26 protein-coding genes are annotated in these 26,707 nt (G+C 38.6%); 9 read left to right on the top strand and 17 right to left on the bottom strand.

Features of this window, described 5'->3' with window-relative positions:
• The first annotated feature begins 5 nt into the window (after positions 1–5).
• The 6 genes from ACWIUO_RS03925 (at position 6) to ACWIUO_RS03900 (ending at position 4,289) form a co-directional block, all read left to right on the top strand.
• Positions 6–569 carry a low molecular weight protein-tyrosine-phosphatase gene (locus ACWIUO_RS03925; RefSeq protein WP_454176616.1) on the top strand — a complete coding sequence of 188 codons (564 nt, stop codon included), beginning with the start codon at positions 6–8 and terminating at the stop codon, positions 567–569.
• Complete coding sequence (locus ACWIUO_RS03920) at positions 566–952, top strand: arsenate reductase family protein (RefSeq protein ID WP_454176615.1); 387 nt, start codon at positions 566–568, stop codon at positions 950–952. Before ACWIUO_RS03925 ends, ACWIUO_RS03920 begins: the two co-directional genes overlap by 4 nt.
• A gap of 3 nt (positions 953–955) precedes the next feature.
• Entirely contained in the window at positions 956–2,389 is a 1,434-nt protein-coding gene (locus ACWIUO_RS03915) for an SH3 domain-containing protein (protein ID WP_454176614.1), read from the top strand.
• Between the two features lie 578 nt (positions 2,390–2,967).
• Positions 2,968–3,546, top strand: a complete 579-nt coding sequence (locus ACWIUO_RS03910; protein ID WP_454176613.1) for an outer membrane beta-barrel protein — start codon at positions 2,968–2,970, stop codon at positions 3,544–3,546.
• A 120-nt stretch (positions 3,547–3,666) separates the two neighbouring features.
• Positions 3,667–3,912 carry a hypothetical protein gene (locus tag ACWIUO_RS03905; RefSeq protein ID WP_454176612.1) on the top strand — a complete coding sequence of 82 codons (246 nt, stop codon included), beginning with the start codon at positions 3,667–3,669 and terminating at the stop codon, positions 3,910–3,912.
• Between the two features lie 197 nt (positions 3,913–4,109).
• The gene (locus ACWIUO_RS03900) at positions 4,110–4,289 is read left to right on the top strand and encodes a hypothetical protein (RefSeq protein WP_454176611.1); all 180 of its coding nucleotides are present in this window, start codon (positions 4,110–4,112) and stop codon (positions 4,287–4,289) included.
• A gap of 403 nt (positions 4,290–4,692) precedes the next feature.
• Here the strand turns inward: ACWIUO_RS03900 and pdxA are convergent, their stop codons facing one another.
• The 16 genes from pdxA to ACWIUO_RS03820 all read right to left on the bottom strand — a co-directional run bounded on the left by pdxA (position 4,693) and on the right by ACWIUO_RS03820 (position 22,349).
• On the bottom strand, positions 4,693–5,715 hold the full coding sequence (gene pdxA / locus ACWIUO_RS03895; RefSeq protein WP_454176610.1) for a 4-hydroxythreonine-4-phosphate dehydrogenase: 1,023 nt from the start codon (positions 5,713–5,715) through the stop codon (positions 4,693–4,695).
• Positions 5,716–5,853: 138 nt separating this feature from the next.
• Positions 5,854–8,355: a hypothetical protein gene (locus tag ACWIUO_RS03890; RefSeq protein WP_454176609.1), complete on the bottom strand. Its 2,502-nt coding sequence runs from the start codon at positions 8,353–8,355 to the stop codon at positions 5,854–5,856.
• Between the two features lie 17 nt (positions 8,356–8,372).
• Positions 8,373–8,789 (bottom strand): preQ(1) synthase, encoded by a 417-nt coding sequence (queF, locus tag ACWIUO_RS03885; RefSeq protein ID WP_454176656.1) that lies wholly within the window; start codon positions 8,787–8,789, stop codon positions 8,373–8,375.
• An 11-nt stretch (positions 8,790–8,800) separates the two neighbouring features.
• Positions 8,801–8,986 (bottom strand): hypothetical protein, encoded by a 186-nt coding sequence (locus tag ACWIUO_RS03880; RefSeq protein ID WP_454176608.1) that lies wholly within the window; start codon positions 8,984–8,986, stop codon positions 8,801–8,803.
• A 109-nt stretch (positions 8,987–9,095) separates the two neighbouring features.
• Positions 9,096–9,953 (bottom strand): outer membrane beta-barrel protein, encoded by an 858-nt coding sequence (locus ACWIUO_RS03875; RefSeq protein WP_454176607.1) that lies wholly within the window; start codon positions 9,951–9,953, stop codon positions 9,096–9,098.
• 224 nt (positions 9,954–10,177) lie between these two features.
• Entirely contained in the window at positions 10,178–10,414 is a 237-nt protein-coding gene (locus tag ACWIUO_RS03870; protein WP_454176606.1) for a hypothetical protein, read from the bottom strand.
• Positions 10,401–10,778 (bottom strand): flagellar export chaperone FliS, encoded by a 378-nt coding sequence (fliS, locus tag ACWIUO_RS03865; protein ID WP_454173625.1) that lies wholly within the window; start codon positions 10,776–10,778, stop codon positions 10,401–10,403. Before fliS ends, ACWIUO_RS03870 begins: the two co-directional genes overlap by 14 nt.
• A 42-nt stretch (positions 10,779–10,820) precedes the next feature.
• The gene (fliD, locus tag ACWIUO_RS03860; RefSeq protein WP_454176605.1) at positions 10,821–12,848 is read right to left on the bottom strand and encodes a flagellar filament capping protein FliD; all 2,028 of its coding nucleotides are present in this window, start codon (positions 12,846–12,848) and stop codon (positions 10,821–10,823) included.
• 203 nt (positions 12,849–13,051) lie between these two features.
• Positions 13,052–14,260 (bottom strand): MFS transporter, encoded by a 1,209-nt coding sequence (locus tag ACWIUO_RS03855; protein WP_454176604.1) that lies wholly within the window; start codon positions 14,258–14,260, stop codon positions 13,052–13,054.
• 462 nt (positions 14,261–14,722) lie between these two features.
• A complete protein-coding gene (locus tag ACWIUO_RS03850) occupies positions 14,723–15,121 on the bottom strand; it encodes a flagellar protein FlaG (RefSeq protein ID WP_454176603.1) in 399 nt (132 codons plus the stop codon).
• A gap of 67 nt (positions 15,122–15,188) precedes the next feature.
• Entirely contained in the window at positions 15,189–16,550 is a 1,362-nt protein-coding gene (locus tag ACWIUO_RS03845; protein WP_454176602.1) for a murein hydrolase activator EnvC family protein, read from the bottom strand.
• Positions 16,550–17,359 carry an FtsX-like permease family protein gene (locus ACWIUO_RS03840; protein WP_454176601.1) on the bottom strand — a complete coding sequence of 270 codons (810 nt, stop codon included), beginning with the start codon at positions 17,357–17,359 and terminating at the stop codon, positions 16,550–16,552. The genes ACWIUO_RS03845 and ACWIUO_RS03840 overlap by 1 nt, the downstream gene beginning before the upstream one ends.
• The gene (locus tag ACWIUO_RS03835) at positions 17,346–18,020 is read right to left on the bottom strand and encodes a cell division ATP-binding protein FtsE (protein WP_454176600.1); all 675 of its coding nucleotides are present in this window, start codon (positions 18,018–18,020) and stop codon (positions 17,346–17,348) included. Before ACWIUO_RS03835 ends, ACWIUO_RS03840 begins: the two co-directional genes overlap by 14 nt.
• The gene (gene trmB, locus ACWIUO_RS03830) at positions 18,017–19,585 is read right to left on the bottom strand and encodes a tRNA (guanosine(46)-N7)-methyltransferase TrmB (RefSeq protein ID WP_454176599.1); all 1,569 of its coding nucleotides are present in this window, start codon (positions 19,583–19,585) and stop codon (positions 18,017–18,019) included. Before trmB ends, ACWIUO_RS03835 begins: the two co-directional genes overlap by 4 nt.
• Before the next feature lie 30 nt (positions 19,586–19,615).
• The gene (locus ACWIUO_RS03825; RefSeq protein ID WP_454176598.1) at positions 19,616–21,001 is read right to left on the bottom strand and encodes a fibronectin type III domain-containing protein; all 1,386 of its coding nucleotides are present in this window, start codon (positions 20,999–21,001) and stop codon (positions 19,616–19,618) included.
• Positions 20,898–22,349 (bottom strand): RluA family pseudouridine synthase, encoded by a 1,452-nt coding sequence (locus tag ACWIUO_RS03820; RefSeq protein ID WP_454176597.1) that lies wholly within the window; start codon positions 22,347–22,349, stop codon positions 20,898–20,900. The genes ACWIUO_RS03825 and ACWIUO_RS03820 overlap by 104 nt, the downstream gene beginning before the upstream one ends.
• A gap of 174 nt (positions 22,350–22,523) precedes the next feature.
• On the opposite strand from ACWIUO_RS03820, the gene ACWIUO_RS03815 reads away from it, so the two are divergent.
• From ACWIUO_RS03815 to ACWIUO_RS03805, 3 genes are all read left to right on the top strand, one after another.
• A complete protein-coding gene (locus ACWIUO_RS03815) occupies positions 22,524–23,375 on the top strand; it encodes an ABC transporter ATP-binding protein (RefSeq protein ID WP_454176596.1) in 852 nt (283 codons plus the stop codon).
• 46 nt (positions 23,376–23,421) lie between these two features.
• Positions 23,422–24,324: a hypothetical protein gene (locus ACWIUO_RS03810; protein ID WP_454176595.1), complete on the top strand. Its 903-nt coding sequence runs from the start codon at positions 23,422–23,424 to the stop codon at positions 24,322–24,324.
• Positions 24,325–24,590: 266 nt separating this feature from the next.
• Positions 24,591–25,154 (top strand): LPP20 family lipoprotein, encoded by a 564-nt coding sequence (locus ACWIUO_RS03805; RefSeq protein WP_454176594.1) that lies wholly within the window; start codon positions 24,591–24,593, stop codon positions 25,152–25,154.
• 65 nt (positions 25,155–25,219) lie between these two features.
• Here the strand turns inward: ACWIUO_RS03805 and tilS are convergent, their stop codons facing one another.
• Entirely contained in the window at positions 25,220–26,563 is a 1,344-nt protein-coding gene (tilS, locus tag ACWIUO_RS03800) for a tRNA lysidine(34) synthetase TilS (protein WP_454176593.1), read from the bottom strand.
• Positions 26,564–26,707 lie beyond the last annotated feature (144 nt).

The following is a 26,707-nucleotide window of genomic DNA, read 5'->3' as shown; positions in this document are numbered from 1 at the left end:
TTATTATGCAAAATCCTATAAAAACACAAACAAAATCCACTTTGCAAAATCCATCTGCGCAAAAAAAATCTGCAAAAAAAATCTGCTTTATATGTATGGGCAATATCTGTCGCTCGCCTCTCGCAGAGGGCATAGCAAGACATTTGTATGCCAAGCAAATAAAATCTAACCCAAAATCTAGCACAAAATCAAACACAGATTCTCCCCAAACCCCCACGCTAGAATTTAGCTCGGCTGGGACTTCTGGCTTTCATAATGGCGATAGCATAGATTCTCGCTCGATTGACATCGCTAAACAGCACGGCATAGATATTTCCCACTACAAAAGCAAGCAAGTAAGCCCATATAGCCATAGCGATATAGATTTGTTTGTGGCGATGGATAGGCAAAATTATGCTTCTTTGTTGCAGTTTGGGTTTGATAGGGGGAAAGTCGCTCTTTTGGGGGATTTTGGATTAAACGGGGAGGAAGTGCCTGACCCATATTATGGTGGGAGTGAGGGGTTTATCAAGGTGTATGAAATGCTAGAAGTGGGAATCACAAATATGCTAAAGGAACTAGAAAAATGATGAAGCAAAAAATCAAAATCTATGGGATAAAAAACTGCGGAAGCGTGCAAAAAGGGATTAGATTTTTAGAATCTAGGGGTTTAGATTTTGAATTTGTTGATTTTAAGATAAATCCACCTAGCAAAGAGGATATTACGCGTTGGCTTAACGCATTTGGAGAGGCTACTATCAATACCAAAGGAATGACTTACAAAAAACTAGGATTATCCACGCAGACCCTAGATACAAATGCCAAAATCAACCTTATGTGCCAGCACCCAACGCTTATCAAACGCCCCATAATCGAAGTCTATAAAGCCACGCAAGACAAAGGGCAAAATCTACAAATAGATTCTTGTATCATCGGCTTTGATGAAGCAAAATACGCAGATTTTTTTGGCTGATTTATGAGTAATGTTAGCGATTATAAAAATGCGAAAAATAGTGCTAAATACGCACTATGCAAATACGCATTTAAAAATTTTATAAAAAATATTATTGCTAATGGTTTTTTACTCGCTTGTTGTCTTGCTTTGATAGGTTGTAGTATAAAAGAGATAAACTTACCTGCAAAAGACCCAAGTATCTACTCCCAAGATGCGCTAACCTACCTTAGCAAAGCTGATAAATACGCTAACAAAACGCCTGATAAACAAACCAAACAAAAACTAGAATCCCTAGCAAAAAACTACATAAAAGAGCATTTTTCGGCGTGGGAACTCACAAAGGCAAACCCTGATAAAAAAGCGGTATTTTGGGCGCAGGATTCGTTGCTAAAAAACACAGGATTTGGGGAAAATCTATTTCCAAACTCCCTAGAAATGACAAAAGAAATCTATGAGCGAATGAATATCAAAGCCTACCCTAGCACGCTTACAAAAGCTATCATCACAGAAACCACTGATGTGCGTGCTGTGCCAAGCGATAAGCCACGATTTAAAAGGGCTGATGATTATCCATTTGACCAGTGGCAAAACTCACTGATTTTTGCAAATACGCCTGTGATGATTACGCATTATGACACTTCAAAAGAGTGGGCGCATATCCAAAGTGGCTTTGTATATGGGTGGGTAAAAGTGCGCGATTTGGCTATCATCAATGCAAATGAACGCGAGATTTTAAGCAAAATCTCTACTTATATCTTGCCTGTGAGAGATAAAATCCCTATCTATGACAGAAAGGGTGATTTTTTGACTTATGCGCGAATCGGGCAGATTTTGGGCGTGGCAAAAGAGGTGCGAAGCGATTATGTAATCTACATAGCAAAAAGAGAGATTTTAGGCAAAGCCACACTTATAGAAGCTCGCGTAAAGCAAAAAGATTTTATGAAATTTCCACAGAGCTTTTCCCCTATGCTAAGTGCCCAAATCATAAACACAATGATGGGGCATAAATACGGCTGGGGCGGGTATCTAAGCAATAGGGATTGTTCGGCGTTTATCCGTGATGTGTTTGCAAATTTTGGGCTATATATGCCTAGAAACTCGTATTCACAAGGTAGATGGGCAAGAAATATGGTAGAGCTAGACAAACTAGATAGGACGCAAAAAGAAAAATATATCTTAGAAAATGGCGTGCCATTTGCAAGTATATTGTGGCTAAAAGGGCATATAATGCTATATATCGGCGAGTATAAAGGCAAAGCTATGGTGGCTCACAGCTCGTGGAGTGTGCGCACAAAGAAAAAGCGTGTCTTTACAAAAAGCCTGCTAGGAGGAGTCGTAATCACTAGCCTATATGCAGGCGAAGAAAACAACGCAAAAGATAACTACACGCTACTAATCGATAGAATCGGGGGGATTTCAAACCTGCTAGAAAAGCTCCAAGATAAGCAAGAATAAAGCAAGCAAAAATAAAAACAAGCAAGAACAAAGCGCGATGATTTTTTTAGCTACTTTTAGCTACTTTTAGGGACTTTTGAAGTAGGTTTAGTAGCATTTTAGGCAAGCAAATTTTTTGATAAGCAAGTTTAAAGCAAGTATTTTTAAGCCAAAATGATTTTGCCTAAAATCTATGTCTAAATCAAATTTAAGCGGATTATTGCTTAATGATTTTTTTATAATGTTAGTTTTTACCAAAAATAACTTACATTAACTTAGCAAAAATATAATGTGATTTTTTATCTTTAATGGAGTGTCAAAATGCAAAAAGCTACACAAGCACGATTTAAAATCCTAAGCATACTAGCGTTAGTTTGCGGATTTGCAAACATAGCAAACGCCCAGAATAACACAAATATTGATGGGGGGGGGCAATAAATCAACATCTAGATTCTAAAGAATTTAGCGATGATGTATCCCAAAATCCGCAATACACTTATCAATTTAACTCCAACTTCTCTAGTGATTCACCCATAAATACAAACTCAAAAAACCCTAAAAAATTCTGCGGTGGCAAACAAACTTTCACAGGTTGTTTTGTGGGAATTGAAGTGGGGGTAAATTCTCTATCTTTTTTTGGTGATAAAAATCGGACTTTTCCATTTAATGCAATTTTTGGTTATCAACATTTTTTTACTCATCGGCACGGTTTAGAAATAAGGGCAAATTTAGGATATAGCTATGACTATCAAATATTGTATGATAGATACGCCTCTAGTGCTGATTTGCATAGTGTGCAATATGGGCTAGAAATGGCGTATTTATTAAATTTTGGTAAGTCAAAAGAAAAATTTGCTTGGGGTATGGATTTTGGACTTGGCATAGGGGCAGTAAGTTTTTTGGGCAAGTTAAATGGTGGCGATTTAGAGCAAACTTTACCGACTAGCAATAGTGCTGTAATAGAGCATAACACAATAGCATATTTGACAATGCTTCGACTAGGTTTTCATTGGTATTATACAAGTCATTTGTTTTGGTTAAATTTTAAAGCTAATAAAACTGCTAATAACACTAATGCCAGAAACAATAGATATAATTTATATCAAACCCCCCAAACGATATTAGATGCAAATCCGTCTTTTTTGGGCTTGACTTTTAGCTATGCTTATAGATTTTAATTTCTAATGAATAAAACTAAGGCTTAATCAAACCTTGTGCTAATGCAGCTGTGTTTTGTGAAATCTACTTGAAGGCAATTCATTTGCGTAGATTTTGCCGTGATTTTTGCAAAATCTGTTGTGCTTTTGTCTAAATCTGTTTGCGTAAAATCCGCTGTGGCGTTTATAGAATCTGTTTTGGCAAAATCTGCTATGGAGTTTATAGAATCTGTTTGGACAAAATCCGTGCGGATAGAATCTATTTGGGCTAGTTTTTATGTATTTTGTGGATTTGTGTTATTGCTAGAAGCTGTGAGTTTTATATTGTATCCTCCCTCTCTTGTTGCGTTATCTTTTTTTATTTCCTATTCCCTTAGCACGAGGTAGATTTTTTTTTCTATTTTTCCATTGTTGTTCCCCTCCCTTGCGGAGGGGGCTAGGGGGTGGGTAAAATCGTCATTGCGAGCAAGTTGTAAGACTTGCGTGGCAATCTATCGCTACAAAATGCCAAAAAACACTTTTTGTAAAAACTAAGTAAAATAAATTGCCACGCGGATTTTTTCAAATCCGCTCGCAATGACGATTTGCTTGGGGGATTAAAAATCCCCTCCCTTGCAAGAGTGGCAACGCCTTTTAAACCCTACCTTAGCACGGAGGGGGTTTTGCTTGGGCTAACGCCTAGCAACCCGTTGGATGGAGGTGGGTTTCTTTTGTCTTTGCTAGATTTTACGACTTTGTCAAAAGTTGCAAAATTGTGGCAATAAAAATACAAAGTCGTAATTGTGAGCAAAAAATAGTGTTAGTAAGCAAAATAGCGTTAGTAAAAAAATCGTGTTTGGATAGTTTTTGTGTGCTAATCCATTGATTAGATTTTGTCAAAAGTTGCAAAATCCGTAACAATCCATTGTAAATAATTTTATTTTTCTTGCGTGGGATTTTTAGATTTTATGCAATGCTGCACAAAGATTTCTTAGGCAAGACAACAAAACAAAATCACGCAAAAACAAAAAATAAAACAAAAAAAAATAAAAAACGCAAAAGCGTAAGGCGTAAAAACAAACAAACATAAAAGTCTCAAAAACCAAACAAGCACAAAAAACACAAAAATCACAACAATGCAAAGCCCCGCCCCTAAGTGTGATTTGAAGCGAGATTTGGCGTATGATATTAAGCATTATTTGGTATTTGCGTCCTTAGGCTTACTTTTGAGATTTTGTCTTTGATATGCTGTTTTTCATTTATCATTTTTATGGCAAATGCCACGGCGTTTTGATAGCTTTGTGTGCTTGCTACGCCTTTGTAAGCGATGTCATAAGCTACGCCGTGATCTACGGAAGTGCGGATAATGGGCAGATTTAGGCTCACATTTATGCTTTTTTCAAAATACAATGCCTTTAGCGTGGCTAGCCCTATATCGTGGTATGGGGCGATAAATAGCGAAAATCTAGCGCGATTTGCGGGTGTAAATGCGCTATCTGGTGGGACGATGCCATAGAAAATCTCTTTTTTAAAAAATTTATTTGCTTTTTTGATAGCGGATTGGATTTTTTTGTCTTCCTTGCCACCGATTGCCCCGCTATCGCCACAATGTGGGTTAAACCCAAGCACAAGGGCTTCTTCAAAGTTGAAACTGCGATACAAAGCGATTAAAAAACTTACATATTTATCGATGCTAATCGCCGAACTTACGCTTTTTAGCGGGATATGCTCGGTAAATAACGCCACTAGCATTTCCTCACAGCCTAACATCATTATGGCGTCTTTTTTGTAGCGATTTCGCAACACTTGCGTATGCCCAGCGTAGTGCAAGCCCGCTTTTTTCCACGCGGCTTTTTGGATAGGGAGCGTTACGATGGCGTCTGCTTTGGAGGTATCGACTAAATCTAGTCCGTGCATAAAGCTAGCAAAGCTGTATTTTCCGCTTGCTTTTTGGAGGGTGGAGGGGGAGATTTGAGGGATTCTAGCGTTGTGAGGGTGGGAGAAGCGCATATTTTTGGATATTAGCGTTTCAAAATCTTGCGTGTTTTTTAGGTATTTTAATGCTTTCAAAAATAATGCTTTGTGAGCGCAATATATCGGCTCACAAACGCTAGAAATCGCTTTGTGGGACTTTAGGATAATCTCTGCTCCCACGCCATTTATATCGCCTACGCTTATCGCTAGCGTGGGTTTTTTTGGATTTTGGCTCATTTTGTTTTCCTTTTTTTGTGTAGATTTTTTTGATTTTTTATGTGATTTTTGGATTTTATGATTTTGGATTTGTTAGATTTTTTGATTATAACAAAATTTATCATTTATTGTCATTGCGATTTTTTACATTTGCAAAATCTAAAATCTATATCCAAGCGTGGCATTTGCCCCGTAGAAATAATATTGTTGATTCAAGGTTTCAGGGCTAGAGTTTGTGTATTGGCTAGCAAACAAAGTGTCAAATGTAATGTTAAGCCCCAAATTTAGCCCATTTGCAAAATCTTTTTCTACCCCTAGATTTGCATTTAGCTTATGCGCAAGTGGCATTCCAAATGATAGATTTTGCGCGCTTTGTGGGATTTGCGTGCTTTGATTATTTTGCGTGCTTTGGCTAGCGATATAGGCAAAATCTAGCGATTTTTGAGAATGATACGCCACATATTCATACTGCATTTTTGCATTTAGTCTTAGGCTTTGGCTACTAGCAAATCTGCTAAACAAAAAGCTATATTTTACCCCCGCGATAAGCCCTAAATGATAAGCGGTGTAGTCATTAGATTTTAGTTTCATTTGGCTAGGTGCGACTTCATCGCTAGATTCTGCAAAACTAGGCAAAATATTTATGCTTTGATGAAGCCCGATATATGGAGCAAGCACATTTAGTCCGCTATTTGCGCTCACAAAAGAGGCAAAATCATAGCTAAAAATAGAATCTAGCGCGACTTGATATAGCGCAAAGCTAGATTTTAGCGGGGATTTTGCGGAGATTAGGCTAGAATCTAGCGTGCGATGTGCCTCCAAAAATGACATAAATCCACCCAAATTGGTGCTAAATCCAAATCGTTTGTCTGCAAATCCTAGCAACAATATCGCTTCTATCCCCGCTGTTTGCGCATTCAAAGAAATATCTTGGTTTAGCATACTGCTTTGGCTAGAAGTTTTTAGCGTGGTGTAGGTATAGCCCGCATTTAGCGCGAGTGTGGCGGGCAAAGTGCGCGTGCGAGATAGGCTAGCCAAAATCAAATCTTTTGCAAAGCTGATTTTTACCCCGCCACTGCCACCAAAAGCAGATTTTACCCCATCTGTGCTAGTGCCAAGTGAAAGCCCGCTACCTATGAGATTTATGGATAATGCGTTTGATTTATTGGTAGATTTTGGGTTATTTGTGATGGTTTGCGAGGTAGAATCTAGGCTAGATTTTAGGTAAGAGATAAAAGCAAATGGGCTAGATACAAACGCGCTAAAAACTCCGTAGTTTAGATTTTGGGCTAGTTGGGTTAGGCTAGTGCTACTTGCGCCATTTGTGGTGTAGATTCTGCTTCCTAGCGCGTTTAGCGTGGCGGATTGGTTTGGGTTTAGTGTGTGAGTAAAGCTAGCGATTTTTTTGGTGTCTAGGGTAACTTGCAGTGATTTTTTATCCGCGCTCAAATTTGAAGTGGCAAATTCTGTATTGCCATTGCGCAAAATGGCTTGTCCTGTGAGAGTGCCTGTGATAAAGGTATGATTTCCATCGCTTGCCCCGCTAGCATCGATGATAAATGTGCCATTATTGCTTACATTGCCTATGATTTGCCCTAGTTTGCCACCACTATCTGCGCCGATGGTGATAGTGCTACCGACAAGATTTTGCACACCACCTGTGGTGCTAAGCGTCCCGCCGTAGATTCCTATGCTTGAATTTTGCGGATTGATTATATCGCCACCCCAAACGCCATCACCGCCTTTTGTGGAAATCAAACTGCCATTGATTGTCATACTGCCACCATAAATATTTAGATTCCCACCACCGCCAAATGCGGGGTCAAAAGCATTGAATCCACCAGCATTGCCCGTAATATCTACGGCATTGTCCGCTTGTCCGCCGTTGTAAAAATTTCCATTCACTATAATTGTGCCGTTAGTGCTTTGAAAATTTGCGATTGTTGTCCTATCATTTGGGATATTTCCACGCTTACCTCCGATATTGTAAGTGTTACCTGTGAGCGTGATTGTCCCGCCGTTGTTAGCGAGACTCTCTTGGAATCTTATGGATTTTGTCGCTTCGATTTTTAGATTCGCACCTTGCGAAAGATTCACGCCTCCATCGTGGATAAAAATACTCGTATCCGAAAATGTTGCACTTGCATTTGTGCCTAGTGAAAGGCTTGTGCCTCTACCAAATCTAACCTTTGGATTTCCGCCGTATTCTGTGCCGCCTGCGCTTATATTTTGTGTGCTTGATATGTATGATAATTGCGAATTTGCGCCCACGCTTATGCCACCGCTTTCAAAAGCAAGTGTGTGATAGCCTGTGAGCGCGAATCTTGCTTGATTGTTAAGCGTAAATCCGCCACGCAAATAAAATGTCGTAACGCTATTGTCGGCTTTTAATTCGTAAGTCGCGCCACTTGCGCCTATGATTTGCACGGTATTTGCGCTAAAAGAGTATGCTTCGCCGTTGCCTTTGACGGATATTGTAGCGTCTTGTCTTTGCTCGTTAGTGCGTAGCGTGATTGTGCTAGGCAGTGAATAATCCGTGTAATCAACCCCAAAACTTACATTCCCAAAAATCACGCAAAACAAAAACCAAAAACCCAAAATCTTGCGCAAAATCTTAGACAAAGGCTTCAAAAACAAGCCTAAAATCTTGCGCATTTTCATAGCAAATCCAATAGATTTTATGATTTTTTATTATGTTTAGGCACGACCAAATCGCTTCGCAATTCAATGGTGGTATGCACATTCCCGCGTGGGTTAAACTCGGCTATTAGTTTTATCCATTTTGGTTTTAGTTTTGATTTTAGCGTGGAGTAGATTTCGTTTATGCTTGCTTCGTGGCTTATGTGGCGCGACATAAAGGAATTTATGTAGAGTTTGATTGCTTTTAGCTCGACAAGCCATCTATCAGGGATATATTCTAGGTAAATCGTAGCAAAATCAGGGTAGCCACTGCGCGGGCAAAGGCAGGTAAATTCTGGTAATGTGATTTTGATTATGTAGTCATTTGGTGCGGTGTTTTTCCATAGCTCTAAATCTTTTTGCGCATCAAAGTTTTGGATTTCTCTCTCGCCATAGCGTCTTTGCGTGTTTTGTATTTTGCTAGATTTTACTTGCGTGCTAGATTTGGCTGTGCTAGATTTGGTATTGTTAGATTTTGGTTTTGTGGATTTTGTGTTTGCTTTGATAGATTTTGGCATTTGGTGTCCTTTGTGTTTTTGTCGGTGTGGCGGGTTTTATATGGATTTTGTGTGGTTTTTATTTTGCTTTTAAATCGGCAAATTATACCACGCATTGCGCAACGCATTTATTTGCAAAAGTAAAATGTAGTTTGGTGCTTGGAGGGGGGACATATAACTAGATTTTGTAAAATCTAGTTATATTATTTATGCGATTTGGAGGGGCTAAAATCGAATAATTAGCCTTGCGTTAAAATTTTGCGCTCTTGTGGAGTTTGATTTGATATTTGCGCTTTGATGTTGTGCATCAATATTTATAAAATCATCAAACGAAATAGCAGAATGCGTGGATTTGATAAATGGGATTTGCGAGGCAAACTCTAGCCCAAACCTTCCTATATCTATTCGCAAGCCCGCATTTGCGGCTAGATTTACATTGCCAAACCCAAAATCTTTATTTGTCGTGGCAGAGAGATTTAAAAGACCTGCATATAGCCCAGCAAATGCACCAAAGCGATAGGATTTAGCGTTTTTTTCAGTAGCGACAAAATTTACTAGCAAATCAAGTCCCGTGCCGTGTCTAACCCATATTGTTTGGTTTGTATTGGGCGCAAATTTATTGAGTGAAAAATTTATGTCGCCATAATATCTTAAGCCTACATATTTGCTAAAAAAATGGCTACCACCTAGCATAAGCCCATAATCAAGCCCGCCTGCGGTTGTTTTGTTGTTGGTGGTGGCTATATTTGACCTCTCTTGGGCTTCAAATCCGCCTATTTCAAGTCCTAAGAAAAAGTTGTTTTTTGAGAGATTTCGGCGGGTTTTCTTTGCTTCTTGTCTTGCTTGTCTTTTGGCGTATCTATCTGCTTGTTTTTGTGCTTTTTGCTCTTTTTTAGATGGATTATGTGCGTATTGCGTAGTGTTGGCATTTTTTAGAGATTCTATTTCTTTTTGCAGTCGCAAAATCTCTAATTCTTTTTCAAGCTCTTGGTTTTGTTTTTGTGAGTCGCTTGAATTTGTCGGCTCGGCTAAGGCTAGGCTTGCACCTAGTGTGAGTGCGATGAAAGAAACAAAGAGTTTCATTATGTGTCCTTTTTTCGTTAGATTTTGGCAAGTTTTTGGTTTTGGTAGTTTTTGCGCGTTGATTAGGTGCGACAAAACGGGCAATTATAACGCGTTTTTTTTTTTTTTGTTAAACGATGTGTTGTTTGTAGGGGATTTTGCAAGTGATTTTTTATGAGAGTTTTTGCAAGATTTTTTTGTGAAATATTTTTTTGCAAAATATTTTTTGAATAGATTTTGTGGGATTAGTGAGATTCTAAGAATTTTTTGGCGGCTTTTATGTGGAGGATTTGGGATTTGACTTGATTTTGATGGGATTGGAGCATTTCGATGATTTGGGCTAAAATCTCTTTTGCCTCTTCTAGCTCTTCTAAGCTACATTTTGCTAGCTCTTCATTGCCAGGGAATCTATCTATCACCGCGCCTGCCTTATCGCAGTCATTAGAGATAAGCGCGATTTTTAGCTCATTAAGCCAATTCATTTGGGTGGATTTCCCTCCACGCTTCTAGCAAGCCTTTTACCACATTTACGACAATATCCACTTTTTGCGTGTTGTTTTCGACATTTGCTTGGGTAAGTAGTTTGATTTGGTGTGTGTAAAGCCCTGTGAGATAGACTGCCACTTCGCCACCGCGCTCATAGTCAAGCACATTTAAAAGCTCTGTGAAAATATCTGTTACGCGGTTTATGTAGTAGATTTTCTTTTCGATGTCGCCATTTTCTATATTGACTTTGATTTGCCCAGAAAATCGCAAGATTCCCTCATAAAGCATTTCGATTAGTTTGGCGGGGGATTCCACAGAGATTTCGTTTTGTTGGTATAGGGCGTATGCGTTGCTTCTCATTTGGCGTCCTTATTTTTGGATTTTGTCTTTGGTGGGGCTTGGCTATTTTCTAGCGATAGATTGGTCTATCATCATTTGCACAGAGCCAAACGCATTTTTTGTTTTTGCGATTTGGCTATCAAATGCTGCAAACCGACTTGCCATCGCTTCGTATTTGCTATCAAGTAGCTCATTAGCATTTTTTTTGTCTTTTTGCAATTTTTTTGCATCGCGCTCTAATGATGAACTAAATGATTCAAGCCTTGATTCACTACCATCGACCAAACCAGCCAAAAATTTATCGATTTTGACAAAAATCCCGTCAATATGGACATCCTCACCTTTGTAGTTTTGCTTTTCATAGCCGTAGAAAAATTCCTCTGTTTCTTGAGGTTGTGTTGCGACTTGGGATTTTAGCTTGGATTCATCAAGTAGCATTACGCCTTTGTCATTTAGGGAGATTCCGTAGTTCATTAGGCTTCGTAGTTGGTTATTTACTAGTTCAGAATACGAAATCTCTCTATTTAGCGCAGTGCGGATAGAGCGAATATCACTTACGCCATTAAAAATACCCGCGATTTTGCTATCCTCATCAAATCTCGTGCTTTCATCTAGCTTTGGGATAAGCTCATTATAGGCTTTGACAAAATCTTTTACTTGCTCGATTATGGCTTCATTATCCCTGCCTATGCTGATTATGGCGGGTTTGCCTTCTTCTGTGGTGGATTTTAGGGTTAGAGAGACACCATTTATGATGTCATTTATCTCATTGCTAGGGCGTGATACCCTCGCACCATTATACGAAATCTCCGCATCTTGTGCCTTTTGGACATTGCGGACTTTAAATAGCGATTCTTGCAACTTGGTGTAGTTTTGGAGCTTACCTGCGCGAAGCCCTGTGTCCTCTAGGGCTTTTTTATCTGTGGGGGTGTTTGTGGAGATTTGGATTTCGCCTACTTCGGAGTATAGCTCTAAATGCCCCTGTCCATCGGTTTTGGCGTGCATTCCTGCGATATTTTCGATAGCTTCAGCGATGATTTTGGCATTTTGCTCGCTTGAATTTTTTTCTTTCGTCATTTTTGCCAAATCAAGCGGAACCGTCCCTATGGTAATAACCCCGCTTAGTTTCCCTGCTTTTACGGCATTGCTTGAAGAATAGATAGGGTCTTCATCTGTCTTTGTTTGTCGAAATCCTAGCTCACGCGCTTTTGCCCCCTCGATTTTGATTTCATTGCCACGCACATCGTTTATGATAAGCCCTTTGCCATCTTTGTCAAGCCCTATATGGATTTGACTATCTAGCAAATCTTTTAGCTCATCATTTTGGGCTATGGCTTCTTTTATCGCTTCTTTTAGCGCAAGCGTAGAATCCCCCAAACCATCGGTTTTTAGCTTTACATTTACGGATTTAGATTCGCCTTTTTTGTCTTTTAGGGTTAGGGTCAAATCCCCATCTTGCAAGTCAAGCGTGTTGCTAGAAATATTATCCGTGCGGAGCATAGAGCCAAAGTAGATTCTGCTCTCATCGCCCATTCCTTTAGAATTCATCATTAGCTGATATGGCTTAGGACCGCCTGTTTTCATAACCGTTCCTATGACTTCGCCATTTGTCGCATCGGTTATGGCTTGGGCTACATCGCCCAAAGTCATACCGCTATAAATATCAATCGTGTAGCTTCGCCCCTTTGTATAAAAAGTAAGCTTCGCGTCATTTTCGCTAAACACGCTATCTCGGCTTTCAAACTTCCCGCCAACTTCGTTTATATCGCCTTGCGCTAGAGAATGCACATCGATTTTTATATCTTGTGGTGGCACGCCACTTGCCACGCTTGCTTTTATGGCGTCATTGTTGATTTCTGTGCTTCGCCCCAAATAGCTTGAATAATCCCCCAAAGTTTTTACAGGACCGCGCAAGCCAGAGATTAGCGTTTGGATTTCGGTTAGGGTTTTTTGCTTTTCGACATTTAGCTCCATTTTGCGCTCGATAGGCTTTACCATCGCTTTTTCATCAGCATCTCTTAGTTTGTCAATGACTTCATAGCTTAAAACCCCGCTTCCCGCACCTAGAGAGTTTATCTTACCGATTGCCATTTGATACTCCTTATGTGTTTTGCAGTTTTTATATTAGGCAGATTCTAAAAATGCCAAAATCCCGCATTTGCAAGCAAAATCTACGCCATTTTTTATTTAGATTTTGCATAGTATGAAAATCTTATTTGTTTTGTGTTTGATAAAGCTATTATCGACTAAATGGGGGATTGTTTTTAAAAAGCGTGTTTTTTTGTTTGGGATATTTATGTCGTTATTGTGTTTGCTTTGTTTGCCAAAAAGCCTAGCACGCTAACCAAAAATCCCATAAATACTAGCAAGTATAACCCCTGATAAAATCCACCAAAATAGTCGTGCAACGCCCCTAAGATAAAAGGCGAAGTACTAGCAAGCAAGTAGCCAAAGCCCTGTGCCATAGAGGATAGTTTTGTGGCGATTTGTGGATTTTTGCTTTTGGTAGAAATAAACAACAGCGCAACGGCAAAAACCCCACCCATAGGCACACCTATGCAAATGCTAGCAAAAACTACGCTAGATTTAGAATCAAAACAAAGCAGGGTAATAAAACCTATGATATATAGCCCGCATAATATCGCCATATATAGCGGACGATAGCAAAGCCTTAGCCTACCTAAAATCAAAGGGGCAAAAAATCCCACAGGCACGGCAACGATTTGAGATAGCAATAGCATATTTGCGCCAAACGCACTGCCAAATCCTTTTTCGCTTACTATAAGCGCAAACCACGCAAACATCGAATATGCAATAAAACTTTGAGAACCCATAAATAATGTGATGATTATCGCGCTTTTGTGCGTGAAAAGATTGGTAGAATCTAGCTTTTTAGCAGGCGTGCGAAATATCCTACCATTGCGAATATGAGGCAGGTATAGCACAAATGCTAGTATGCTAAAAGGAAGCCAAAAAAGAAGCGATAATTTTAAACCCAACAAATGCAATAAGGGCAGGGCAAGTAAGATTCCGCTAATTGAAGATAGATTTAGAAAAAGGCTATAAATGCTCATCATTTTTGGGACTTTTTGGGGGAATTTTTCTTTGACAAAGCTAGGCAAAAGCACATTTGCAATCGCTACTCCACAGCCAAGTAATCCCATACCCAAAAATAGCCCATACGCCCCGACAAATCCGCGCAAAATCTCGCCTAGCACGATAAGTGCTAAGCCTAATAAAAGTGCGCGAATGGGCGAAAAATATGCCACCACAAAGCTAATGCTCCCAAACGCAATAAGAGGCAAAGAGGTAAGAAGCCCCCCTAATGCGGAATTTATGCCATAGATGGATTTTATATCCTCGATTATGGGTCCTATGGATACGATTGGGGCGCGTAGATTTATCGTGATGGCGACTAGGACTAGGCAATTTAGCCAAAAGATTTTTTTGGTTAGATTTTGGGTTTTGGTTGGTTGTTTGTCGTGGATTTTGGATTTTTGCATTTGCTATCCTTAAATGCTTGTATTTGAAACGCTAATTTGTAAAAATGCCTAAGATTTAAAATGCAAATATTTGAAAAGCTTAGATTTTGTATTTTATCTAGCATTTTTAAAAGATTTTCATAGGATTTGGGAAATCTATAAATACCAAAAATAACAAATGCAAAATCATAAATGCGTCTTAATCACTGCAATAACTGAAAGATAATCAAACAAGTATAAAAGCAAGTATGGAAAGGGGCATAAGAAGTGTATGCAATCTAGCGTGATTTGGCGTGGAATCTAAAATAGATTTTGGTTAAAACCTAATTTAGATTCTGCATAAATTTTATCGTTATAAAACATTGCTACAAACGGCTAAAAAACAGCCAAAAAACAGCTACAAAACATTTTCAAATGCTTGAATTGTTTTAAAACGCTTGATTTGTCTGCTAGCAAAAAGTATTATATCGCGTTTGCTTAATCCTAGCTTTCTTTATCAAAAAGAAGTCCCATAGTCTCATTCATCTTTCGAGCTAGCTCTATGGCGTCTTGGCTAGGGATTTCACGGATTATTTTGCCACTATTTGGCTCTTTGACCGTTACGACAAGCCCGCGAATATCCTCGCTATAACTAAAATTTATATCTGTGCCAATATCACGCATTTTTTGATTCATCTCTTTGCTAAGATTGACTAAATCCTGCTTAGTGTGTGCCACATCTTCTTCGTGCTGAATCTTGCGTTTTTCATCTTGCTGTGCGCTTGCAGCACGCAGATTTGAAGCACGCACGGTATCCACTCCCCGCGCCTCTCCAGCAGAACTAGCCATATTATAAAGAGTGTCTCTAATGGTAGAGACTTGTGAAGTATTCAACTCTGCCATAATAACCTCCTTGTTATTAGTGATTTTGGTAGGACAAATACAAGTATCGACTATTTAGAAAAAATTTTTATTTGCTTTTAGCAATAATTTCTAGCGGGTCGATGTGTTTGTCTTTTTGGGTTACTTCTAAGCCTAGTCTTTGGGATACTCTGCCTATGGTATAGCCTTTTTTTACGATAAATCCCGGTTTGACCGTGGGGGCGATTTTGTCAAGATGTGAATATATCGTAACAAAATCATTTCCGTGGTCGATGATTACGACTTTTTTTAGCATTGAAGAATGCTCTTTAGCATAGATTACCTTGCCCTCAAAGATATTTTGCACCACTGCATTTGGGACTTTGGATAAAAGTTTTACATCTTGATGAAAAAATCTATTGTTATACACAGGGTCATACACAGAGCCAAAAGATTGCTCCACCGTGTAGTATTCAAGCGGGGATATTGTCTTTGCTCCTGTGTATTTGATTACGGGAATATCTTTGTAGCTACTTGCCACTTGCAAGACTTTGAGGGCTTCTTTTGTAGCGGGAGGTGGTGGAGGCGGGGTAGTGCCTTGCTGGGCTTTGGCTTGTTTTTCCTGCTCTTTTCTTTCTTTTTCTTGTCGTTCTTTTTCTGCGGCTAGGGCTTTTTCTTTCTCTTTTTGTATTTCTTGTTGTGTTTTTGCTTTGATGATATTTAGCTCTTGGAGTATGTTATCTATGCCTTCTCGCTCTTTGCTTATTTGCAACAATCGCTCATTGTAGTCATTTAGCTCGGCTTGGAGTTTTTCATTTAGTAGATTTTGTTCATTTATCATTTTTTGTAGTTGTTCTTTGCGATTTTGCTGTGTGCCGATTAGATGTGTGATTTCATCGATATTTTTGGTGATAGAGCCGATTTGCTCGGCGATTTTGCCTTGCTTTTCGCTTAAAACTACGATTTTTTCTTTTGTCTGTTTTGTCAAAATCTCAAACACATCTTCAAGTATGACATCATCTGGTGAGATGATGCTTTGTTTGTCTAGCACAAGTTGAAATGCTAAGTCTTTTATGATGAGGTTTGCGATATAAAATTGGACTTTTGATTTTTCTTCTTCAAGCGTTCGTAGGGCTTTGCGTAAGCCATCTAGCCTTTTTTCTTGATTTTGGCTTTGGCTTTGATTTTGGTTGATATTTTTTTGGATAAATGTGATTTGCTCGCGCAATTTTGTGATTTGTTTTTTGCGCTCATTTATGGTGTTTCCAAGCGTGCTTAGACGGCTAGAGATTTTGCGCTCTGCTTGGGCTTTTTGTTGAAGTTTTGCTTTGTTGTCCTGTATGTCTTTTTCGATGTCTTTTATACTTTTTGGACTTGCATTAAGTGGATTTAGCACATTTGCTAGCATAACTAGCATAAGCGTTTTTAGCGCGCACGCACTTAGCCTAAAGCAAAATCTTGGTTTAGCCATTATGCACGCCTTTGTAGCATTATAGCGACAATCACAGAGGCAAGGCAAACTACTAGCGAAGTAACAAGCAAAATCCCAAAATCTATCGCAAAAGCAAACATTTCTTTTGGCAATTCTAGGGCTTGACGAATATCTTCTGCCATAGAGGTGTTTGCACCATACAAAAACAATATGATAATAATGCAAGTAGAGATAAGCGCGTCATAAATGGCATTTCTAAAGAAAAAGCGATTTTTTAGCCAAAATCCTGCACCCATATAGCCCATAATCTCTATGCGCTTGCTATGCTCAAAATGCCAAATACGAACTTGGTCTGTCATCAAAAGTAGGCTTAAAATCGCAATAAGAAGGGCAAAAAGTTGCGTGCTAAATTTGACTAAAAACAATAAACGATAAGTTTGGTTGTGCGTCTTGCTAAACGATTCTGTCCTAATGATATTTGGCATTTTATCAAGGGTGGTTTGGATTTTTTCTAGGCGTTTTAGGTTGGGGAAAGATTCTAGCTTTAGAGTGTAGTAGAGGGAGAGCTGTTTTTTGACATTTTCATAGTCATCATTATTCATATTTGTGCGGATTTTATCTAGTATAAAGCTAGGGTCGATTGGCTCTATTGACATCGCTTCGGGGATATTTTGTCGTATAAAATCTAGGCTTAGTTTTTGTTTGCTTGCGATGACTATGGAGTAGTTTTGAGAGAGTTTGTCCTCTTTGGTCTCTACGGCACGAGAGACTAGCAAAAAACATTCAAACGCAAATAGCAAAGCCACCAAAGGCAAAATCAAAAAGAAATGTTGTTTAATGTTGCTCATAGATTGCATTCCTTTCTCCATCAATAATCAAATGGCGATAGTTGATATTTATCCGCACAGGCACGCGGTGGGTAACCACCATAATCGTCATTTCTAATTGCTCATTGGCACTTTTTAGCAAGCTCCAAATCATATCGCTTGAAAAATCATCAAGATTGCCTGTCGGCTCATCAGCTAGAATCAAACTCGGGCGATGAGCGATAGCGCGCGCCATAGCTACGCGTTGTTGTTCGCCACCGCTTAGCTCTAGCGGGCGTTTGTTTGCTTTGTGGAGTAGTCCTATGTGGGTTAGTAGCTTTTCGGTTTGGGTGTGAATCGCGTCTTTTTTGTAGCCATTTATGTGCATAGGCAGGGCGATATTTTTTTCTACGCTCCATTCCTCGATTAGTTTATAGTCTTGAAAAACGATGCCTATGCGCTGCCTTAGTCTATCTATGGAGCGTTGATTATGTTTGGATAGGTTTATATCTAGGACGGATAGATTCCCACCCATAGGCAATAGCCCGCCATAAAGTGAGCTAAGCAAAGTGCTTTTGCCACTACCACTAGGACCTGATACAAATACAAAATCTTTGTGGCGGATTTCAAAATTTGCATTTACGATGACAGGCTCTTCGCGCTGATACCCTAAGGTAAGATTCTCTGCTTTGATTACGCTCATATTTTCTCCAATAATTTTACAAATCGTTTATGTGCTTGTATGGTGGCTTTTGTGGGGAGGGGAGGCTCTTTTAGATAGATAGCCTTTGTCTTTTTGCCACATTCTTCAAATACGATTACGCAACTTGTAGGCTGGCTAAAATCCCCCATTTTTACAATAAAAGCAAGTCTATTTTTGGCTAATTGTTTGGATTTTGGTTTTTTGGATATTTTTTGCATTTCCCTGCTAGCAAAAATATCGCTAATATGCAAAAATCCATTTTCAAAAACCTGCTTATGATTGATTAGGCTTGTTAGTCTTGGCTGTTTTGTCAAGACGGATTTTACCAAGTTTTTGTCAAAATGAAAACGGCATTTTAAAACAATCGCACGATTTTTGCGCAAAGATTTGATTTGTAGCGTGAAAATTTCTTTTTTTTGCCTACGCCAACGCGCTTCATACTTGCTAATAATATTTTCTTGCTCATTATTCATCTCATTTTGCGCGTTTTGGGCGACAAAATCTAGCGCGTTTTTGGGTAGATTTTCGCACAAAGTGATGGCGTCTTTAAAATAGATTTCATCATCGGTTTTTAGCTCCAAAATTGAATCTTTTTTTAGAGCGCGCAACGCTAGCTCTAAAAAATGCGCGCTAAACACTCGGCGCGTTTTTGAGTCATTCCAAGGCACAGGAAAATGCAAAAAAATGCAATCTAGGCTATTTGGTGGCAACACTTCTAAAAGCACCCTTGCATCAAAATGCAAAATAAAAAGATTGCGTAGATTTTGCAGGGCGATATTTTTTAGCACTTGTTCGATGGATGGCGTATGCACTTCAAGCCCGATAAAAATATCTTGTGGGTTATTTTTGGCAAGGTGAAGTATGTGCCTACCGCTTCCAAAGCCGATTTCTAAATAGATTTTGGGGGGTTTGGTAGAATCGTTTGCAAAATCTTTTGCGCAATATTTTGCCCAATATTTTGTGTGGGATTTTGCATTTGATTTTGCGCTAGATTTTGGGTTAGGTTTTGGCGATTTTGTCGCGGATTTTGGTGTGTTAGATTTTGCATAAAATACGCGATTTAGCAACTCTTTTGGGCTTAGTAAAAATTGCGAGTTAGCATATACTTTGTTTGGGTGTAGGTTGTGAGATATGGTTTTGTAGTCTTGGCTTATGCTGCGAAGGGCTGATTTTAGGCACTCCACAGGGGTTGGGCGAGTGATTTTTAGTCCATTTATGAGCAAGTCATTTTCGCGCTTTATTTCTTGCAGGAAAAATATCGTCTTATCCGTCTTTATGGGGATAAGGGCTAGTTTGTTAGATTTTAGGCTATGGAGTTTGGGATATATGGCTAGATTTTGTTTTAAGCTAGAATCACTTTTTGCTAGATTTTGTGCTAAATCATTGTTTGATTTTTTTGATACGCCTTTATCAAAATTATCGCCTTTATCAATATTATCAAAATCTAAAAGATTCTCTAAATCGCGCTTAAAGCATAGCAACGGGGCATTTCCCCCCGCGCTTTGATTCTTGCTAAATGCACCAAATGCGCTAGATTTTTGTTTTGTGGCTAGAAAATGTGGCATAAGCTTTTTTTACAAAATCTACTCTAAAATCTATTCTATCATCAGCAAGACTTCTTTGCTTGGCAAGGATTCATTGCCCTCCTCATCTACGGATACGACTTGGTAGGTATATTTTTTGCCCCTTTGCATTTCTTTGTCGGTGAAAGTCGTATTTGTCGTGTTGGCAAATCGTAATTGCGTTGATTTTTTGCCATTTTCACGGCGATATACAGAGTAGGCTTTGACTCTCTCTAGGTTTATCACTTCCCATTGTATGATGGCTTTTTCATCTTCTATGCTGGCTTTTTGCACTACTGGAGTGGGCAGTGGAGGGAGAGTGTAGCCTATGGCTGGGTATTGTGGAGGGTTGCTTGCTACGCCGTCTTTATCGATAGCTATGACTTTATAAAATCTTTTTAGCCCGCTATCGCCCTGCTTGAAACTCTGGCTTTTTTGGAATTTTTCTACATTTTCGGCGTATGTTGTTTTGCGTGTCTTGGCTATGGATTTGTATGTGATTCCATCATCGCCTGAAGCATAGATTTCATAAGTTTTTGCCCCTGCGATAGCTTCCCAAGTGAGTGTGATTTCTTTTAGTTTGTCATTGCTTGCTTTTAGGGTTTGTATCATCGGTGGTTTTGCCCTAGTCTTGCCTTTTGTAATGTGGCTAGGGGTGGATTTGATTCCGTTAATATCTTGGGCTACTACGCGATAAACATATTCTGTCTCATCATCTAAATTTTCATCAAAATATTCCACTAGCAGGCGGTTTTTTACCGTGGCGATATTTAGAAATTTTCCTTTTTGATTTTGTCGTTGGATAATGTAGCGCGTAATGCTAGGATTTGGGTGAGGACTCCAAATGAGTTTGACTTGTTTTGGGTTATTTTGCGAGGCGATGACGGTTTCGATAGGGTCGATAAAAGAGGTTTTTATCACTAGGGGGGCGGATTTTTTAGAAGTAGCGTTATTATGCCCTAAAGTAGCGATTTGAAATGAATATTCTGTCTCTGGAAGTAGAGAATCTAGCACAAAATGCGTGGAATTTGGGTTTTTTATAGTGGCGATTTTTTTGGTGCTACCATTTTGGTTGTTTTGATACAGCACAAAGCCTTTGATATTGGTATTTTCTAGCAACTCCCATTCAAACGCTATGGAGCTGACATCGGCTATGTAGCGGATTTTGTGGGACAAAATCGTTGGCAAACTCTCATCGATTTTTTCCTCTTTGCTTAGAAAATTAAACGATTGTGTTTTGTCCGCACAGCCACTAAAAATCCCCACAAAAATCAACGCTACAAACGCAAATTTATATTTATATTTGTGTGTCATTTTACAAAAAATTGCTGTGTAAATTTTGGCTAGATTTTTCATCAAAATGCCCATCATAAGATTCATCAAATGCGCGTAAAATGCGAGGTATCCTAATCGCTTCATCAAACTGCCTTTCTCCAAAAATTTTTACGCAAAATTGTAGCATATCATCAAAAACACTAGCGCAAAAAACTTGGGATTTTTGTGTGCTAGATTTTGCGAAAAAATCTGCATTTTTTATGCTAGATTTTAGTGTGCTAGATTTTGCGTAGTCGCACATTTGCAATAGCTCCAAAGGCATATACAACAAATATGCGTGCAAAAACACTCGCGGGATAAAATTGGCAAAATCATTGTTTGATTTTGATTCTTTGTTGTTTAGCTCCCCTGCTTTTATTTCACACTCTTTGATTTTGCCTAAAAGCATATTTTTGCACGCTCTTGGCAATGCTTCAAATTGCAAAATCTTTTGGGTGCTAAAACCATAAGTCGTGTCATTTAAAATATGCCTATTTATTTTTTCTAAATGAACTCGTATTTGATGAGTGCGCCCCGTGTGGAGTTTGGCAGCGATTAGACTTATCCCGCTTTTTTCATCACATAGCAAAGGGGCAAATTCACTTTTGGCATAGCGAGCGGATTCTAATAGATTTTTAGAGGCATTGTGAAAGCTATCAATATTTGCCATTTTTAGTCGGTTTTTGGGGTGGCGAGCGATTTTTGATTCAATGGTGATTTTTTCTTTTAGTGGGGCATTTATGATGGCTAGATAGTATCGCCCGATATTTTTTGATTTTAGATTTTGACTTAGAATGGCGTGTGTTTGGTTGTTTTTGGCGATGATGATAGCCCCGCTTGTTTGTTTATCTAGCCTATGGACTATGCCAGCCCTCTCTTCTCCCGCGATACTTGCGATGTTTGATAGCATAATATTTTGCTTTTTTAGCCAATCAACTAGGGTTGGCTCTTTTAGGCTAGGTGCGCTATGCACGCACAAAAACGGCGGTTTATTTAAAATCAAAAAATTATCATTTTCATAGATTCTATCAATCTCTAAATCCCCTCCAAACTCTACAAACTCCCCAAACTCGTCAAACCCGCCAAAAACCCCAAAATACGCAGAATCTTTTTTGCTTAAAGTATCTTTTTGGCTTACATCTTGGGCTAAGGCGTCTTTTTTTGTGAGATTGTTTGGATTTTTGATATGGATTTTGTCATTTTCTTTTAGGTAGATTCCACCTTTTTTGATAGGATTTTCATTTAGTCGCACTAGCCCTTTTTTGATTAGATTTGTGATTTGAGATTTGCTTGTTTGCAAGGTTTTGGCGAGATATTCATCAAGGCGGATTTTTTGTGCTGTTTGCAAAAAAATGGGGGTTAGATTTTGGCTTTGTTTTTTGTTTGGTGGCGTATGCTGGGGGTGTGTATTGTTTTGGTTAGATTCTAGCTCATTTATTAGACATATTTGCATAAAAAGCCTTTGATAGATTTTTGGCGCATTATATCCATATTTTAGAATGTTTTTGTTTGTGCGTTTAATGCAAAGTTGTTATAATGCGCGCTAAAAACGCCAAAACAAAATCTCATTACTTGCTACATTTTGGATTGCTTATACGCAAAATCGTTTAAAACATTTGGAGAAAAAATGCTTTTAGAAATACAAAATTTGACAAAATATTATGGCAAAAAGCTAGCGCTTCAAAGCGTGTGCCTAAATCTGCAAGAGGGCAAAATCATAGGACTTTTAGGTCCAAATGGCAGTGGCAAAACCACCCTAATCAAAGTGCTTCTAGGGCTACTTAGGCAGTATAGCGGGGAGGTTAGATTTTTGGGAGAAAAAATAAGCGATAAGGCAAAATCACATATTGCCTACTTGCCTGATAAAAATCATATCCCTTTGCATTGGAATCTAAAAGAGGCATTTGGATTTTTTGGGGATTTTTTTGATGATTTTGATATTGAGCGAGCGGGGGAGCTAAGCGAACGACTAAAAATCGATACAAAATCTAGGCTAAAAACCCTCTCAAAAGGCAATAAAGAAAAAGTGGCATTGCTTTTGACGCTCGCTAGGAAGGCAAGACTATATATACTTGATGAGCCAATAGCAGGGGTAGATCCTGTGGCAAGAGAAGAGGTTTTTTCGCTTATAATGCAATATTGCAAGCCACATAATGACATAAACGACACAAGCGACACAAAATCTAGCCTAGATTCTAGCGCAAAATCTAGTGAGCAATCCGCTTTGCAACCTATCCAAACTAACCTAGAATCTAGCAATGATACAAATAGCATAAATGTCGCTAAAAAGCCATATAAGCCATCTGTGTTGATTGCCACGCATTTAATCTATGATGTTGAGCAGATTTTAGATGAGGCAATATTTTTGTCGTATGGCAGTGTGCTAGCGCATAAATCTGTGGCGGATTTTACCCGACAAGGAGAGCAAAATCCTATCAACTTAGAGCAGGCATTTAAAGAGTTTTTTAAAAACAGCTAGTTTTTATAGCTAGTTTTTGGGATTTGATAATATCTAAGGAGCGAATTTGAAAAATCTATTAAAATACGAACTAAAACAGGGATTTTTGCCCTACATTATTATGGGCGTGTTGTTTGGCATAGGGTTAGTTGGGGTCGTGGTGATAATAAAATTTATGGTTTCTGGCTCTATCTTGGATTCGCGTTCTATGGGATTATATTGGGGCTTATTTTCCTCAATATGCACATTTTTGCTTATGGGTAGCATATTAGGATTTTTCGTGGTGCAAATCCTAAATATCATCAACGCTTTTGGCAAAAATCTTTTTGGGGCTTATGGATACTTGCTTTTTTGTCTGCCTTTGGGGATTGATAGGATTTTGCTAGCAAAGGTGCTTGGGTGCTTTGTTTTGATGGGTGCTAGTTTTGTGTATGTTGGTGTGCTTAGTTTTTGTGCGCTTGCGTTTTTATCAGATTTTAATTTGTTTGGCGTGGTGAGTGAGTTTATCTCTAGGCTTAGTCGAGTGGAGTTTGGCGTTAGTATTGGCTTTATTGCGATAAATCTCTCTTATGGTCTTTGTAGCATATTGGAGTTTTTGTTGCAGGTTTTGCTGACTTTGGCGGTGCTAAATTTTTTGCGCATAAGCAGTTTTAGGCTTGTGATTGGGATTGTCATTTTTATAGGGATTTCTATGGCTACGGGCATCGTAAGTGCAGTGTTTGATGTGGTGTTAAGTGGTATTGGGATTTTGCCTGAAGCGTTTGATAAAGAGGGGATTTTGCGTTTTGTTGATAAAATTTTTGATGCACCTTCGCTTATGGCACATAATGGGGATTTGTTTATGGATTTTATTAAAAACTCACTTAGATTTTCGTTTGTTTTTTATAATATTTTGTCTTACATTCTCGTAAGTTTGGCGTATTACTTGCTAGCTAGATTTTTGATAGTTAGAAAATTAGAGCTTGAATAGTTTGGATTCTTATTTTTTAGATTTTTGTATAGATTTTGGCTTGGGTTTTATAAAAATTGAGTAGATTTTGTCCAAAAAAAGCGTGGAATTTTACGCTATTTTTTAGCTAGATTATGTGGCTTTTGTGTGATTTAGGGCGTTTGAAGTGTAAAATTTGCCCTAAAATGCCTAAAAAACCTTGACAATAAAAAAGCAAAAGTGCTATAATCCCCCCCAATGCCGATTTTTTGGAATCGACCAAATCCTAATCTATTAAGGATACTTATATGGCACAGATGCTTAAAGAACTAGGTTTGAAACTTGGGACAGCCTTTTTTGTTGCAGGGCTAGTGTTTGCTTCGCAGGGATTTGCTGCGACAGATGATGATGACGATGATGATGAAGAAGAGTTTGACGAAGATGAAGAAGATGAAGTAGAAGATGATAGCCCAAGCTCTACAAGTAGTGCCCCAGCTTCTAGCGTAAAAAGTGTTAGAAGCGGATTGCCAGCTGATTTTCCTAAGGAAAATGAAGTCATAGAAATCGAGGTAGTTGGCATAGGGGTTGCGCCTGCTGATTGTTGCACGCCAGCGCAAGCAGTGGCTATGGCAAAGCGTTCAGCGATAGTCGATGGTTATCGACAGCTAGGCGAGCAAATGTATGGTATCAAAATCAGCGCAAATGATACCGTGCATAATATGGTGCTTAAAAATTCGCGTGTAAAAGCGCGAGTAAATGCCGTGATACGAGGCGCACAAGTGCGAGATAGCGCGTGCAAAGAGGGGATATGCCAAGTAAGTATGGAGCTAAAACTAGATGGGCGGGTATGGTCTAGAATCTTTGGATTTTAGACATTTGGATTTTTTGCGACAATAGATTTTTGTCGCCAAGTCAAAAAAAAAAAAAACAAAATTTTTCAAAAACAAAAATATTTAATGATAGATTCTAGGGTTTTTTGATAGCTTAGCCCTTTTTCTAATGAAAAATCATATAGGGTTTTTCGCATTCTTTTTGGGATTTTTGATTTTCTTGCAAACTCTTTAAAATCCTTTGGCAAGCTCGTAGCGTTTGAGGTTTTTTGAGGTTTTGTGGTTTTTGTGTTTTTTGGCATTTTCTGCATTTTGGCGTTTTTTGCATTGTTAGATTCTGTGTTGTTTGCTATATTTAGCCCCCTTATAAAAATATAGATTTTCTTATTTTCCTCATTTGTGTTTTTAGATAGATTTTCAAAAAGATTGCTGATATTTTCTAGCATAAATCCTTTTTGTGTGATTCTAGCCTGCGTGATTGTAGCTTGCTTGATTCTTCCCGCCGATTTGTCGCTATTTTTATTTGTGAGATTTTTTGCCCTGCTTGCCCCTCCCACTTCGCAGGCAAACCCACAGCGCACAATCTCATCTCGCTGTTTGCTAGAGATGACATAGCCATTTTGTTTGGCATATTTATCGATATGGTGCAGTGCCTCTAGCACATTTCTAGCTTCTATTATGCAAAATTTCCCAAAATCTTTTACCCGCCCCGCATATAGCGCGTTTTTTTCGCATTCAAGCAACTCAAAGCTAAATATTACCCCCTTGCCAAACTCTTTGACAAAATCATTCACAAAATTTAAACGCATAAAATTGCGCTTATATGTGCTATCAAAATTGCTACAATCACTAAAAAATTTTATCCCATTTGCCTTGCAAAAATCTAAAATCCTACCCTTTTGTATCCAAATCATAGGACGGATAATGCGATATTTTACCCCCTTTTTTATAAGCCCTTTTTCTCTTTTTTCTACGCCCTCAAACCCAAGCATATTCCCAAGCCCAGCACCTTTGCTAAGCTGCATAAAAAACCACTCCACTTTGTCATTAAAATGATGTGCTAAAAGTAGATTTTCATAGCCATATTTTGCTATCAATTCTTCAAAAAATTCGTAGCGAAAGTCCCTCGCATTTGCTTCAAAATTTGATTTGATTTTGGGGGATTTTTTTACAAAACATTGTTTATTATGCTTTTTTGCTAGATTTAGCGCGTAGCTTACCTCTTCTTTGCTTTGCTCCCTTAGCCCATAATCCACAATCGCTATGTCAAAATCCACGCCATTTTGCATTAGCCCAAAAAATAGCGCGACTGAATCGCTACCACCAGAAAAAGCAAGCAGATTTTTTGTCGTGCTAGCTTTGCAATGCGTATCGATGTATGCAAGCGGTAGCGTTGTGGCAATGGCATTTGACAATGGAATATCCAGCAAATGATTTTTTGTTTTTTTCACGCGTTTTCTTTGTTTTTATTTTAATCGTAGATTTTGGTATGCAATGACTAGCAGGCATAAAGGCTAATAAAATAAACAAAAAAGATTCCATACGCCACACAAATGCAATAACGAAGTTGTCATTTTTCTTTGCTATAATTGTAG

Source organism: Helicobacter sp. T3_23-1056 (assembly GCF_053654535.1).
The sequence above is the reverse complement of the archived record's forward strand: the minus strand, read 5'-3'. Positions and strand labels throughout refer to the sequence as shown.